The organism is Paenibacillus sp. 01T424 (assembly GCF_056398745.1).
Genome location: NZ_JBFTPZ010000002.1, coordinates 40705 through 56014, shown reverse-complemented (window position 1 = coordinate 56014; position 15310 = coordinate 40705). Strand labels below are relative to the sequence as shown.

The 15310-nt window shown below is 46.1% G+C and carries 9 protein-coding genes; 7 read left to right on the top strand and 2 right to left on the bottom strand.

Translation table 11 applies throughout. From position 1 onward, the window contains the following. Nucleotides 1-94 precede the first annotated feature (94 nt). Nucleotides 95-1063, bottom strand: a complete 969-nt coding sequence (locus AC1DPK_RS02360) for a hypothetical protein (RefSeq protein ID WP_477509158.1) — start codon at nt 1061-1063, stop codon at nt 95-97. Then, nucleotides 1060-1215, bottom strand: a complete 156-nt coding sequence (locus AC1DPK_RS02355; RefSeq protein ID WP_179089849.1) for a hypothetical protein — start codon at nt 1213-1215, stop codon at nt 1060-1062. The genes AC1DPK_RS02360 and AC1DPK_RS02355 overlap by 4 nt, the downstream gene beginning before the upstream one ends. 153 nt (nt 1216-1368) lie before the next feature. Between AC1DPK_RS02355 and AC1DPK_RS02350 the strand changes: the two genes are divergently transcribed. The 7 genes from AC1DPK_RS02350 to AC1DPK_RS02320 are packed head-to-tail and all read left to right on the top strand — an operon-like array spanning nt 1369 to nt 15200. Continuing rightward, on the top strand, nt 1369-3144 hold the full coding sequence (locus AC1DPK_RS02350; protein ID WP_477509157.1) for a vWA domain-containing protein: 1776 nt from the start codon (nt 1369-1371) through the stop codon (nt 3142-3144). Nucleotides 3145-3168: 24 nt separating this feature from the next. Next, nucleotides 3169-6558, top strand: a complete 3390-nt coding sequence (locus AC1DPK_RS02345) for a tubulin-like doman-containing protein (protein ID WP_477509156.1) — start codon at nt 3169-3171, stop codon at nt 6556-6558. 2 nt (nt 6559-6560) lie between these two features. Further along, entirely contained in the window at nt 6561-8984 is a 2424-nt protein-coding gene (locus tag AC1DPK_RS02340; RefSeq protein ID WP_477509325.1) for a transcription initiation factor TFIID, read from the top strand. Between the two features lie 57 nt (nt 8985-9041). Beyond that, nucleotides 9042-10328, top strand: a complete 1287-nt coding sequence (locus AC1DPK_RS02335) for a VWA domain-containing protein (RefSeq protein WP_339208231.1) — start codon at nt 9042-9044, stop codon at nt 10326-10328. A 23-nt stretch (nt 10329-10351) separates the two neighbouring features. Further along, nucleotides 10352-10987: a beta-mannanase gene (locus AC1DPK_RS02330; protein WP_076269552.1), complete on the top strand. Its 636-nt coding sequence runs from the start codon at nt 10352-10354 to the stop codon at nt 10985-10987. A 14-nt stretch (nt 10988-11001) separates the two neighbouring features. Continuing rightward, nucleotides 11002-12261: a TRAFAC clade GTPase domain-containing protein gene (locus AC1DPK_RS02325; protein ID WP_339208235.1), complete on the top strand. Its 1260-nt coding sequence runs from the start codon at nt 11002-11004 to the stop codon at nt 12259-12261. Continuing rightward, nucleotides 12261-15200 carry a GAP1-N2 domain-containing protein gene (locus tag AC1DPK_RS02320; protein ID WP_477509155.1) on the top strand — a complete coding sequence of 980 codons (2940 nt, stop codon included), beginning with the start codon at nt 12261-12263 and terminating at the stop codon, nt 15198-15200. The genes AC1DPK_RS02325 and AC1DPK_RS02320 overlap by 1 nt, the downstream gene beginning before the upstream one ends. Nucleotides 15201-15310 lie beyond the last annotated feature (110 nt).

Below are 15310 nucleotides of genomic sequence, written 5' to 3'. Positions count from 1 at the left end.
AGACTCTAATCATTCATTCACATAAAAAAGGCAAACGATCACTTTTGTTAAAGTGACTGTTTGCCTTTATTCATTATTTCTCTAATTTGCTTATTTAGTTTCGATCTGTTTGCAGGTCTGTTTCCTTGCTCGTACGCTTGAAATCCTCGTCCCATTTGTAACGTTCATTATAGATTTCCATTACTTCTTGATATAAAGGGCTGGCGCCTGCGTGCGGACTGCTTTGAAGCATTTGATAAAGCCGCAAGAAACGGTCTTTAGGAAGCTTTCGTGCATAGCGCATCAGCAAATAGGGGTAGAGTGTGATGTATCGCTTCATCCTGACCGCCGCACCGGCAACACCAACGAGAATGCTCTCGCCATGCTCCATTTTCAAAATCTGCGCCTCGTGAAGTAAAACATAACGGAATGTATTTTCTTTCAGCAAATCTCTTCTGATTTTGGCAAGCTCGCCAATATATTCAACGAGATCGGGATTAAAATGATCCATTAACAAGGGGTCCAGCATCAAATCCATATCCTTGCGCAAAACAAAGGATTGAAGCAGCAAAATTTGCTCCAGTCGAAGCTGGTCGGTATGGACGAGCGCGCCAATTTCACGCAGCATTTCATACGCAAGCGGTTTATCGCCGCTATGGAACACTTGAATAGCTGTTTCTCGGTCATTTACTAGACCTGCAGAGAGGGTATATGCCTCTTTTTGAAATATTTTTTGCAGCTGCAGGAGCAAAAGTGCAGGGGTCGACCGCTTCTGCAACGTCCATAATAGAGCGACTAGCAGCATTCCTCCGGCAACAATCAAAGTGGAATGCATTGCTGATTCGCTCATTGCAAATCCGACAATGATAATAAACAAAGCAAAAAACCGCTCTTTCCACATCTTAAGCTTCAGCTTATAAGCTGCCTGAGCTTCAACATTTTTTAGGGCAAATTTGCCGCACACGGGGCACTGCGCATCACCCAGTACTGTAAAGTGGTTGCATCTTCGGCAAATTTTAAGTTTATTATAAGGATAGCGTGTTTTAATATAAGGGTTAAGTAGTACCGGCAGCTTCTTCATCATTCGCGATCACGCTGCCCGCTGCTTTTTAGTATGGAAAGGACAAGCTTGCTCAGCTGTTCTGGAGAAGGCGCCCGTCTCCGCTGTGCACGATAGCTCATTGCTTTGATGATGACAAAAAGAAACAATAGTCCAAGACAAACGTAGGTAACCATATCCTATTCCTTTCTTACAATAAAAGTGATTTAACAAAATCTATCAGGTATACTTATTTTGTAGTATATCATCATACTGGTAGCAGTGACTAACAGTGACTATTGGACTAGCGAAGAAGAACCGTTTGTCCCATTACAAAGGAGTACAGCAAAATGAATAGATTAAAACGTTTATCATGTCAGCTAATGATGGTTTCTGCTATTTTGCTGCTGCCGTTCAGCAGCTTCCAAACCGTGCATGCAGCGCAAGGCGACTCGCAAATTGATGCAGTACTTGTGCTGGATGTCAGCAATTCAATGAGCACAAGCGATCCAGGGAAAATTGGAAATGAAGCAATGAAGATGTTCATTGATATGCTGCCGACACAAGGCGACCGCGTTGGCATTGTGGCTTATACCGATGAAATTCAACGCGAGAAGGCGCTGCTGGAAATCCAGTCTGCTTCGGATAAAGAGAAGCTGAAGGGCTTCATCGATCAGTTAAACCGCGGAGCCTATACCGATGTTTCTGTCGGAGTTAAGGAAGCGGTACAGATTTTGGAAGATGGTGCTGACCAAGATCACGAGCCGATGATTATTTTGCTAGCTGACGGCAATAACGATTTTAATAAGGCATCCGGCAGAACACAGGCGCAGTCCGACGCGGACATGGACAAGGCGCTTAAAGAAGCGAATGATAAAGGCGTTCCGATTTATACAATTGGCCTAAATGCAAATGGGAAACTAAATGAATCTGCGCTTGCTAAGCTATCGGAAATAACCGGCGGGAAGTCATTCGCGACCGATTCGGCTGACGATTTGCCGCGAATTTTGAGTGAAATTTTTGCCAGCCATCTTGAGCTGAACGTCGTACCGGTTGATTCTTTGACGGCAAACGGCAGCTATCAGGATGTGAAAATTTCAGTTCCCAACTCGAATGTACTAGAAGCAAATATTTCGATTATGTCGAGCAAGCCGGTTGAGGCGAAGCTCGTAGATCCATCTGGCAACGCTATTCCTATTCCTTCGGATGACGTCTTGCTATCGAGCTCGAAGAGCTATTCCTTGCTGAAGCTGTTAAAGCCGTCGGAAGGCGACTGGACGCTTCAAATCAAAGGCGTGAATCGCGATAAAATCGACATTAATCTTATTTTCAACTATGACTTAAGTCTTGCTATGGATCCACTAGCCAAAGCGGCCTATTCCAAGGGCGACAAGGTGACAATCAATTCTTATCTCGTAAGCGGCGGAAAAAAACTGGAAGACACCTCCCAGTACAGCAACATGAGCGCGGTTTTACTCGTTAAAGACTTAGACACGGGCAAAACCGAGGAAATACCGATGGAGAATGCGGGCGACCATTTTGCAGGCTCCTACAAAATACCTGAGAAGCATGACTATGAGATTATAGTGAAGGCCAAAGAGAAAAGCTTTTTCCGAGAGACCGATGCGGTTAAAATTTCGGCAAAGGCGGGAACAACGGGGCAGACGCCAAAGCCGGAGGCAGATAAAGAAGAGAAGCCGTTCCCGGTTGTACCTGTTGTAATTGGCGTTATAGGTCTAGCGGCATTGCTTGCAGCAGCTTACTTTATATTAAGAGTGCTGAAACAAGCGAACCGTGGGTTTGTTGGCCAACTCGTCATTGAAATTCGAGATGAGAATACAGGTGACAAAACGTCGCCGCAGTACAAGAAGCTGACAGCCTTCAAAGGCAAATTGCAGCTTCACCAGCTGTTGCAGCTAGCGCCTGAGCTGAAGGAAACCGACAAGGTCATTTTCAAGCCGGGAAGCAATGATCGTATCGTTCTGCAAAATGGTTCCTCCTGCACAATTGAGAAATCGGGACGAGCAGTGGATGCGACGCGTGCATTGGAAATGAAAAGCGGAGACCGCATTACGGTTTCATTGAAACAAGTAGACAAAACGATATTCATTGAATATCTCGTATAAATAGAGCCCTGGAGGTAATGAAAAATGAAACCGATCGTAAGAGAACACATACAGCAGCTTGACGTTTCGCTTGGCGGAGGTATTGTCAGCGAGAAAATTCGGGTAGACACCATAGATAATCCCATTTTGATCATTGGACTTGGCGGTACCGGTATTGATGCGCTTCTGCGTCTAAAATACCAGATCAATCGCCGCTTTAAGCTTCCTGAGGATCCCGTTTCCAAAAGAAAACGCGAGAAGCCTGATAATGTGGAATTCCTTGCTTTTGAAACGAATGAACAGGATCGCAATAAAAAGTATAAAGGGATCGGTCTTGATCCTATTAATGAATTTGTGCTGCTATCTAATGCAGAGGTTGGAGGATTGCTGCAAAATCGCAGCATTTTGGAGCCGTACATCACGGACTGGCTGTCGCCAGAGCTAAGTATAACTGATGGCATGAATGGTGCAGCTGGCGTTCGTCAAGCAGGTCGGCTGCTGCTGTTTACGAAGATCAATCAAGTGGTGCAGAGCATCGACAAAAAAATTAAAACGTTATCCGTCGGGACGAACAAAAAGCTGATGGTGTTTCTGCTAACCGGCTTGTCTGGCGGAACAGGAAGCGGCTGCTTCCTCGATATCTCTTATATCGTTCGAGGAATTATAGAGCGTGATCACGGATCAGCCGGCATCGACCGCGTTAATACGCTTGGTTATTTGTTTACGCCGGATATTAACCTTGCAAGCAAAAGCTTGAGTGACCATACACGTGAGTACATTAAGAAAAATGGCTATGCTGCACTGAAGGAACTGGACTATTGGATGAATGTGGACAGCCGTGGTGAACGGTTTACGCAGCAATATGGCAATATACTAAACGTTAATTCGCCGCTCCCACCGTTTAATTTATGCCATCTCATCTCGGCTACAAACGCTGAGGGCAAGCTGCTTGAAAATGCTTATGATTATTGCATGAATGTAACGGCAGAGAATATTACGAACTTTATTTCCAGCGAGGAAAAACAATCCGGCGAGGAATTCGCTATTCATGATTATATTAGCAACATTCGGACCAATATTGCTCAAATGAACAAAATGTACCCGGCTAACTACGATTACAACATTATCGGAGCTTCTTCGGCGGTACTGCCGATCGAGGAAATGACGACTTATTTGGCCTACCGACTTTTCAACAAAATGGACAAGATGTTTGAAAAGGCGCCGAGTCAGGACGATGTAGAGAAATTTGCTCGCAAGCTTGGCATTGATCTCGAAACGATGATGAAAACCTTTGACTCACGAGTGCCTGAGCCGCTGCCAGGCTTCGAGAACAGCGAGCGACTCAGCTACAATAACGTGGTGAAAATGCAAGCCGTGAACATGGATACGGAGCTGGAGCAAAACTTTTTGGYTCGTGCGCGCGAGGAATATATTAAGGCCAAGAAACAGCTGCCAGGCGAAATTGTTGGGCAATTTACCGATCAAATTCGCCGTACATTTCTCCATCCAGAGCAAGGGCCATTTTATGTATCCCGTCTCCTGCATACTGAGAAAGGCTTCTGCTTGCTGAAGATGCTGCTCTCTTATATTGAGACGCTTCGTGAGGGGCTGTCACGTCTTCCTAAAGAGATCGAAGCAGCTAGAGAGCAAGCCAATGAGCGTATGGGCGATGCGAAGAGCGCGTTCGTATCCAAGGATAAGAAGAAAAACAACTATATCGAAGCAAAAATAAATGAGTACTGGCTGCTTGCTGACGTTGAGCGAATGGAGCAATTGATTGAATTTTATGAGGATCTCCACCAGCTGCTGAACAACGAGAATAACCGCATTTATAACGTATTTACTGAAATTTTGAATGTGCTTAATTCGATTTTTGCCAAAAATGGTGAAATCCTGACAAGCGGCGAGGAACAAGCGGATCATAAAGGAAACAAAACTTATTATTGGAATATCGTAGGCGTACCAGACATCTCCGACGTTATCAGCCGTTTAATGGATAAGAAGGACGGCGATGATCTGATCCGCGACTTTACGCAGGAGCTTCTAGACCATTCGAATCTTTGGGTAAAAGAGCAGGAAATAGATATCGTCAGCTCGATTTCAGAGTTTTTGACGAATAAATTCGGCGATCTGATTACGAAATCAATGGAAGAATTCCTAGTTATGAAATACGGGAATGATGAATCGATTGAGAAGTTTGTTGAGCGTCATATTGCGAGCAAGCTTGATGAGGAAGCTGTGCCTGTATTCCATCTCAGCAACAGCTCAGGCAATTTGCATGTCCCTTCATGGGGGTTTGTGTCCGTGCCTGTGCAGGCGCCGAGCATTTTGAGAGGGATTCGGAATTATCAAAATAACTCGATAGGCAAATCTCACTTTACGATAAAGGAAAGTGAAGTGAAAAACCGGATTTTCTGGCTGAATACGAGAAATGGTGTACCTTTGTTTGTTTATACGCCGCTGAAGGTCTATGAAGAAAGCTATGAACGCACGATTCTCGATAAGGAAGGCATTGGCCGTCATTTGGTGCAGACTGACCGTGTCAATTGGACCTATTTGCCTTCGCCGATTCCAGAGAAATCATGGGGCGATACGTACGTCAACCCACGTGTGAGAAGCTATAATGCAAGGGTTCGCGCTGAGTTTGTCAAAGCCGAGAGCTTCCGTATTATTGAAGAGAAGGGCATAGACAATAACACGAGCAGCCGTTATTCCGTTCGCTTCACGAAGCCGTTCCAGTTATCGGATGCGTTAAAACCGTTCAATATGCAGCTTGATGGCGCGAAGCCGAATTTAGGTGAAGTTAAGCGAGCAGTAAATGAGCTGAAGCGCCTTTTATCCGAGGGGCTGGAGCTTGAATCGACAAAAGATATTTTCGGCAGCTTTACAGAGGAGCTTGCACAAGAAAATCTCATTCGTTCGCCGGAGCAGCTAAGACGGGTTCGTGAGGAATTGGCGAAGTATGAATCCATCTCTGTAAAATTAGTCGAGCTTGAGCAGCTGCTTATGCAGCACCAAGATGATGAGAAATTGCTGGATCAGTTTATCGAGGCGCTGTACACAGAGACTATTTGCAAGAAAGGTGCCCTGTATGTTTATGATCGCGAGCCAGAGGAAGAAGCATGGCCGCCTTTCGCTAATTTAATGAAAAGCAGCAGCTATGTTGAGTTTGAGGTGTTTGAGAGCTTCCGACAGCTGGAGGAGAAAAACCGCAGCGTGCTAAGACGCAAAGCGGAGCGCAGAGTCACGGAGCTGACTGCAACGGAGGATACTTCAAAGCTGTTAGCCAAGCTGGAGGAGCTGTTCGGCACATTCCTTGATGCACGCGAGCGTCTCGAATACGAGAAGGTTGAGCTGGCAAATGGAGAGGAAATGCACCGGTTCTACCGGCAAATGTCTACTAAACTTAACGAAATTCGTAGAAAGTTGAAATAATGATGAGAGAATTGTTGGATCTATATGCAAGCGACTATTCGGCTGCTGAGCAGAAGCTTAGCGGCCTTGAGGATGATCAAAGCAGCATTCACTATCCAACCGTATTTCTATACATCGGAGATGAGGCAGGACATGCGATTGAACCTATGATTCAATCCAATGAACTGAAATGGGACAACAATGCCGGCGTTATTTATTTCCATGTCTCGTCGAGTGAAGCAAATGCTGCCTCTGGAAGTGCAGGTTATAAAGCATCGTCATACCATGGGGCAAATCGTAATCGATCTGTCCCGAAGGTGACGAGGGTAGCGCTTACGGATGTTGTAGATGGCAAAACGGATAATCGCACCAAACGCAAAGATATAGGCACCGCATTCCATAAGGAAGGGCATCATCTAGCGGATCTCAACCGGGCGCTGCGTCAGGTTAGCGATACAATTGCTGATTACGGCCGATTGTACGCATCTTTCGATCGCCTTCATCTTGCTGTCATTACAAGGGTTGATGATCCATTAAACGTGCTTGTTCCAGAAATATCGCTGCTTGCTCAATCGATTTTTTTGCAGCTGTTCAAATCCGTTCAAATGGATTTGTACGCTTTAATTAATGAACGTGAGCAATCAGAGACGTTTGGTTTGGCAAGCGCAGCGGGTATCAGCTTCCTGCGCGAGCTGGATGGAATGCAGCGGCCAGATTATTCTTTTTCGGCGAGGCTTCAGGTGACGGGTGATGGATTATCAATTCCGGTCACCCACAAGGCATCCCCATTATTTGATCTTGTTTATGTATTATCTGATCGCAATGAGCGGGGAATTACAACGCTTAACGGGATGCAGGATAACTATGAAATCATTTGCAATATTCTGCTGTTGAAAAACAGGAGGAGAAAGGAAACACAGGTACAATCGAGTGACGTAAGCTACAACAACTCTTCTTTCAAAAACAGTCTCATGACGGAATCTGGAAGACAGGGGTTCGTGTCAGCGGGCTTGTCCAAGGTGAAACGACCGAATCATTCGATTGCGTTAACCGTCCTCTATCATTTCTTTAAACAAATAAAAGAACGGCTGGAAATTGCTGACCTGCAGGGCAGCAAGGAAAAGCTGTCCTTCTTTGGGCTGGATGCAGCTGCGATGGACACTAGAATGCTCGATCTCGTACCAAGCGAGGACAGTCTCATCGATATGTCGGGTCTTCTAACGAACAACATTCGTTATGATCAACTGCGGCGCATGTCGCTGCGCGAGGCAGAGGAAGCCTTGTTCGGAGATGGCTGCACCATCTTCTTCCGTAAGCATTTCACTAGTTCAGCTGAGGTGAACTTAGGTTATGTGAAGGCCTCAGATGAGCTGCGAGCCACTGTAAACCGTAATATGAAAGATCAGCCATTGTTTAGCTTTTTCCAGGTTGCCAAATGGACAGACGAGAAAAACGAGACAGACAGCGTCATGACAGCTGTTCGCGCTCGAATGCGCGATTTGGTCAGAGAGATTGATATCGCTCAGGATGAGCTGGGTCGAATCCGCGAACAACGTGTGGATGATTTGAAATTTCAGCGTCTTCCATTTATGGACAAGCAAAATGTTCGATCCTTTATACGCGCTTTTTTTGATGCGGTGTACCGGCTGGAATGGCAGCTTTTACGACTTGAGACTGAGCTTGCTTTGTACCGTAAATTTGCTGCTGAGCTGGAGCGTCTTCATGAGAAATACCGAATTCGCGTAGAACAGATGGCGCTGCTAGAGGAAACGCTGAATGCGGCGGCTCAGCACAGTATCCGTTCAGCGGATGATTATATCGGGCAGAACATCTTCGAGTATTATGAGCGAGTCACTGCGGCTGTCATGAAGGATATTGAAGAGAAACGCGGCGCATCCATATTTTTTGAGGAACGATTTCTCGGCAATATGACGGAGCTCCTGCAGCAGGGAGATTCCGCGTTTCTGGAGCGATTAATGGAGATTTGCCGAAAGTACATTTTGACAGCAGAGCCTTTTGCACAGACTTTCGAGGAGGAGCTGCTGCTGCGTGCCAATGTATCCGTTGCATACAGCAATCGTAAAGCTTTATCGAGGGACGAGCTATTTCACCGATTATACCGGACACTGGAAGAGCATGCGGTCGTTCATATTCGTCTTCTCGACTATACACATGAGCATCGGTATGAGGAAAAGTATTTGTTCGGAGATCGCGAGAGTGAATTTATCCGATATGCACTTGGCGTTGACGAATCTTCACGCATTTACAAGCTGGGGTGTGTACATGAGAAGCGCAGCAGCGGTGTAGAAAAGTTGAATATTATGGGCGGCTTTCATTTAGAAGATTTGATGTATTATCGAAACGGCAAAGTGTATTATGAGACCTATTTGCAAAATGGGTACGAATTTCACACGCTTGATCCTGCTCTGCTGCCTGATCTTCGCTGAGCGATATACATCAACAATTGCTGCGGTCCACTAGCAAGTAGAAAGGGTGCTGTTATTATGCAACGAAAAATAAATGGGCTTCTCTTACTGTTCAGCTTGATAGGAGGCGCAGTAGGATTCGTCATCGGGGAAATCATACTGGGGGCGCTGTCAGAAATCTGGCCGCGCTTTGCCGTCGTTGGGCTATACTTTGGCGTTCTTGCTTTATGCATTGGACTGGCCTGCCTGATTGCTGAAATGATATCGCCTCGTTTGAACGGAACTTCGTGGCGTCAGCGTTATACCGGATTATCGTGGCAGCTGCTCGTACCAGCAACGCTAGTTCTGCTGTTTGCAGTCGGCGGATTGCTGCAATTTATTTACGGCGCACATTTTGGCGGTGCGAAGCAGGTAAAGGATATTGTGCTTGTCATCGATAATTCAGGAAGCATGCTGGAGACCGATCCTGATAACGAGCGTTATTCGGCTGCGAAGCAATTGATTCAAAACATGGAAAGCGATAAGCGTGTGGCGGTGGTTGCATTTCACAATACCGCACAATTGATACAGCCCTTTGTTAAAGTAAGCACACAGGAAGAGAAAGATAAAGTAAATGCCGCAATTGACTCACTTGAGCCGACGGACGGCGGTACAAACTTTAGTCTTGCGCTTGGCGAAGCAATGAAGACGATTAAGGATAAGGAAAAGGCTGGGCGCGGGACAATGGTCATTCTATTGTCGGACGGTTTCAGCGAATCCGATATCAATAAGCAAATTGCACAATTCCAAGAGCAGCAAATTGTCATTAATACGGTAGGCCTTAGCGTTGCAGATTCCAAGGGCTCTGCCTTGCTGCAGCAAATAGCTGATTCCACCAATGGAAGCTATTACGATGTGTCGGAAGCGAACGGGCTGGCGCTCGTATTCCAAAATATTTACAATACAATCGATAATCGGACGCTCTTAACCGAAAGAACGGGATCGCTTGCGGACAGCACGTTGTATACACTGCTTCGTATTTTATCCTTAGCCATTATCGGTGCAGCTTTAGGGATGTCGCTCGGATTGTTTTTCGACAATCGGTTTTTGGCATTAAGCTTTGGGGCGGGCGGTATTGTAGGCGGTTTGCTGGCTGGCTTCATTTTGGACTCCGGCTTGTCCGGGGATATGCTCTCTGACGGTTTATCACGTCTATTCGCTGTTCTTGTACTGGCAGCCATTATTAGCATTTTCACACTTGTTGTTCCGATAAGGGATAATAACAGTACAAACCGTTATGATGGCGGCAGAAAAAACAGCAATAGAGATCAGTCCACAAAGGCGTTAGGCGAACGGACGAAGGACAGCCGCAGTCATGGATTTTAAACGATGCGGGAGGCGGATATAAAATGCGGTTTATCGATGCAGAGGATGGTTCTCCGATCATCAGCGGTTTAACTCGCGTGTTGGAGGAGGACCGCTGCACGCTGCGCTGGATTTGGCCGGGCGGTATAGAAGCGGTTTACATTGGGAAAACACCGGCTGAGCAGGCGGCGGAAAGCCCCGTGGATATAGGAACTGTCAAGTTGTACACGAAGGCAGAATATAAAGCGAATAATGGCTATCATAGCCGATTAGAGGGCATCGGACGTTTTGTCTTTACGGTATATGCCGCACTGGAAGGGAGCGGCGGTCCGCAGCTCATCCTTCAGCCTAATCACGAGAACAGCATCGAAATAAGTGCTGGCCGAGCTAAAATTCATTATTCGATTACAAATAAGAGCGGTTTGTTCAGAAAGTTCAAAACGATTCAAATTCAAGTTTCAACAGAGGTACCGATTGGGAAAGACGTACTTTGTTATGTGAAAAAGCAGGGCAGCTATCCCGCGAATAAAGAAGATGGCATGCTGTATCCGTTCGTTGCGCCTTTCGCAGCTGGAAAAACCGTTTTGCCTGCCATTGAGGTTGGCAAACAGGATTTTATACGATTGTTTTTCACTGATGGCCGAACGTCTGGACAGATGTACGAATTGATTTCAGTATAAAGGAGGAAGATCGCATGGGTATTTTCGATCTTTTCAAGAAAAAGCCGGAAGCAAAGCAAAGGCCTTTGTTTTATGATATTGTTTGCCCCTATTGTTTTAGTAAATTTACACCGGATGAGGTTGTGTTCCGCGCTTCACATTCCCGTGAGGATGATGAGGATTATGCGCTTGGAGAAGATGATGAGCTGAATAAGTATCGTGAGCGTTTTGGCCTTGATTCTGTACACGATATGGAAGCGGTGCTCTATCCAAACGACGTGCCTGAAGAGCATCGGATTTACTCAGACCATGTATTGATTGGAATAAATGACCGCTATGGCGAGCTGACACGCAGAAGACTTTGTCCAAAATGCCACAACGAAATTCCAGTAACAGCAGGCAAGGTGCCGAGCAATATTATTTCAATCATTGGCGCTTCACAAGTAGGCAAGTCGGTGTATATGACCGCGTTGATACATACGCTGCAGAACACGACAGCGGACCATTTTAATGCAGCCTGCATGCCGCTTAACGCTGAAATTAGCCGGAAATTCCGAACCTATTACGAGGAGCCGCTGTTTGAGCGCGGCGATCTGCTAGCGTCTACCCAAAAGGAAAAGATGCAGGAGCCTTTTATTTTTCAATTTGTTTTTAAAGATGAATCGAAGCCACCGCTTACTCTCGTATTTTTTGATGTCGCTGGCGAGGGTATGGTAGAGCAGGATTATCTTGGTTTGCATGGTCAGCATATCAAAAATTCAGCAGGCATTTTGCTGATGGTAGATCCGCTTCAAATTCGCTCCATTCGCGAGAAAATTAGAATGAATCTGGGCGATAAGCCCGGTGAATGGGTTTCCCAATACGACGAGCCGCGCGACGTTGTTCTGACGATGTTTGGCGACTTTATTGCTTATCAGGAAAACAACAAAACGGATATTCCGACTGCCGTCGTTTTAACGAAGAGCGATATGCTTCATTCGCTAAAGGATGAAGATGGAGAATATATTAAATCGAACAGCAATATTTTCAACAACATGGTGCATCGCAATTATTTCAACCTGACCGAGTTTGAAAATATTGATGGAGAAATCCGCCGTTTCATCGAGAAGGTCGATCGTCCCTTTAAAGGTACGATGGATGTTTATTTTAAGGATACGGCTTATTATGCGGTTTCCGCACTCGGCAGCAATCCCGTCGATCAGAAGCTGCAAACCGTCGTCAGTCCCATTCGGGTAGACGAGCCCTTCATTTGGCTGCTTTATAAGCTGAACTTCATTGAGGGGAGAAGAGAATAGTGCGCGATTCTACGCCCAGCAGGATGATTCAGCAGCAGATGTATGCACGGGAAAGACGCGGCATTTTCAGATCCACGGAAGGTTATGACACGATCGCCAAATCAAGCGGTTTGGAAGCATCATTTGTAAAAAAAGTGCTTCATCCGTTTTGTGTTTATGATGCCCCGACTGAGCTGGCTACCCGCGGTGAGAAGGACGGATCCGCGTATCCAGAGACGATGCACTTGCTTCATTTGGATAATGGCGATTTGCTGCTTGGCAGAAGTGTTTATCAGGCAGCCGACTTCACGGGTCTGCGCAGCGCTTTTTTTACACATAACTTTATTATTCCAAGCGGTCATAGCAGTAAGCCTGCAAGTGATTATATGAACTGGCTGCAAGCCGCTTTCGCAGATCAATATAATATTGACAGCGGTACGGAAATAGCAGAGCTGCTAGAGCTTCCGATTCAGAGTGCAGCAGCGATTAAGCCGTCTGCTCGTTCCATCCTTTCGTTGCTGAACATTTCAGAAAAATCGTTTAAACAGCTGCTCTATGCGGTAATGGCAGCAGTCGGGGGTAAGAAAAAGATCTATGTTTCGCTTGATGTTCCAATCAAACAGCTGCCAGACAAGGCAAAACAGCTGCTTGGTGTGCTATATGCGAGTTTACCCTACGCCTTCCGCAAGCAGCTTGGTTTCATTACCTATGCGAAAGAGCCGGTAAGCCGCAAATCGGTTCATCTTACGTTCGTAGAGCAAGGAAGCCTCCGCAATGGGGATCGCAGCATCGAGAAGGATTTTACGTTTGATTTCGGCAACGACCGAATGATGAATGTTGATCTGGACAGTATAGATCAGCCTTTTTTGGATTTTGCATGGGATAACTTGGATCGTCCTGACCGTACGGATAGCTTCTTTCAATTCGCTGAGCTGATGCTGGCAGATATGGGGGAGGAGCGCGAACTCGCAGCAGCCAGTTATCATGAGCTATGCGTCGTTTACCAAATCGAGGAAGGCAACGAAAAGTTATATGAATCGCATAAAAGCGCGGTAATGCGGAGCTTGATGGATTATTTGCAGCCATCCGGCGCATTGGATGCCAAGATGCGCTTGAATGATTTATTTCTGTCTCGATTTGATTATGAGTTTGACCGTGCTAGGCAAGGAGTAGTGCCGGAAACCTTCATTGTAGATGTGTTTACACAATACTATCAAATTGAAGGTAAACATATCGAAAATAAGCTGGTTTCCTTTTTCCTTTTAGCATTGTTAAATGCAAGAAAGCAGAGTGAGCAAGACGCAGCGGCTTCCTTCTATGCGGCAGTTGAAAGTAATCCTGACTTTAGTATAGCTTTTTTCACAAGAGTCTTAGTAGATGCGAAGCTAAGTGCAAACTTATTTATTCCATTCCTTGAGCAAAAGCTTAAAGCAGCTGCAGGAGCCAAAAGTGTTCTACAGCTCATTGAGCAGTGGGGCAATGCTCATCCTAAGCTGTACGGTGATGAAGACTTTTTTGTGCTGGTCCGTCAGCAGCTCATCGAGAAGCTGAAAYGGGAGCGCCACTCGCTGCCAGCGACGAGCAAAGCGCTTGAACAATTGCGCAGCTTAGCAAGTGAAGGCAAGTTTGGCGTGCGAAAACAGCTGCCGTCTCATGATGCGGTAGAGTTTTATACGGAGCTCGAGCTTGCGGCTTATCGAGCAATGTTAATTGAACTTGATATGGAAAGATTGACGAAGGATCAGCTCATGCTGGGCGAGTTTCTCAAATCGAAGGATCAGCTGAAAAAATGGAATGGACAGCTGAGCGATCCGAGGCAGAAATCAGCAGCGCTTGAGCTGCAGGCGCTTTACGAATGCTTCGCATTCCCGGAGCCAACGGTAGATTTATTCGAAAATCTATCCCCAGCAGAGATCGACCGGGTGCAGCTCGTTGGTCGCCGATTGCTTGCCAATCAGCTGGAGTTAGCTGAGTTTCCCCGTCTCGTGCTATTGTTTCTTCGCAGCTCGGATATGGAATCAGTGGATTATGCCACGCTCCTCAACTATTTGCAGCAAAACGCGTCTCAAAAAGATACGGTATATCTGTTTTTCCGATGGGCAGAAAAACATCCTAGTTTCATGCGCTCGAGAGGTTTTGTCCCTGCCTATGTAACTGCAGTAGTCAGCTATTTCACAAAACATGACCGGGATGCATTTAAGAAACGAGCCAATTGGAAGCAGCATTTTGACAAAGCAGGCCCTATTCTTAAAGGTGTATATAAACAGGCGGAGCGCGAGCTATCCTCACCGCTGACTAAATTTTTTCGCAGGAATCGTAAATCGACGTTTATAACATCGTTATCGGCTATAGGTATTGTACTAATCGTAGCCGGCATTATGTTTGCCTTCGGCGGCAAGGATGATGTGAAGCCTGGTGGTGCTGTTTTGCCTGAAACGACTCCTGAACCGAGCATAACCCAGCCGGATACAATCGTATACGTGGAGCAAAATGCTGCATCAGTGGGCAAGAAGGCTGCGACCACCCTCGTCTTCGCATTTAAGGAAGCAGCAGCTTGCGGACTGTTTAAGCCTAGCTCATTGACGGTAGAAACGCCGGGTGCTGAAGCAGTTTCGTACACGACACTAGAAGTTACTTCTGATTGCAAATCGGATACTGGGAGTAGCAGCACTGACGGAAATCAAGTTGAAAGCTCATCACAGCCGACGGAAACAACGGATTCGACTGCCAAAGAATCCGATAAGCCGACGCCAACGCCAACACCGGCTGAAACTGATTCACTGCCGACAGCTACCGATTCTCAGACGGAGCAACCGAGCAATACTGCAATAAATGAAGCAGACTATACGAACCGGGTTGTAGTTAACCTCGGTAAGCAGGTTGATATACCGGAGAAAAGCATTATCACAGTCGGTGAATCGAAGTATGAGATTTCCGTGCTGCGTGTTGTTGCGCCATAACCAAAGCAACGTATTTATAAGAATAGGAAGGGTTGTTCCGTTAGTAGTTTTACTACTGCTGGGACGACCCCTTTTTTCTTTTTAGCTAATCGGCTATTAAAATGATGAAA

Coding starts and splice junctions, on each gene's coding strand:
- AC1DPK_RS02360 (WP_477509158.1), bottom strand. CDS start 1,063: ATGATGAAGAAGCTGCCGGTACTACTTAACCCTTATATTAAAACACGC.
- AC1DPK_RS02355 (WP_179089849.1), bottom strand. CDS start 1,215: ATGGTTACCTACGTTTGTCTTGGACTATTGTTTCTTTTTGTCATCATC.
- AC1DPK_RS02350 (WP_477509157.1), top strand. CDS start 1,369: ATGAATAGATTAAAACGTTTATCATGTCAGCTAATGATGGTTTCTGCT.
- AC1DPK_RS02340 (WP_477509325.1), top strand. CDS start 6,561: ATGAGAGAATTGTTGGATCTATATGCAAGCGACTATTCGGCTGCTGAG.
- AC1DPK_RS02335 (WP_339208231.1), top strand. CDS start 9,042: ATGCAACGAAAAATAAATGGGCTTCTCTTACTGTTCAGCTTGATAGGA.
- AC1DPK_RS02330 (WP_076269552.1), top strand. CDS start 10,352: ATGCGGTTTATCGATGCAGAGGATGGTTCTCCGATCATCAGCGGTTTA.
- AC1DPK_RS02325 (WP_339208235.1), top strand. CDS start 11,002: ATGGGTATTTTCGATCTTTTCAAGAAAAAGCCGGAAGCAAAGCAAAGG.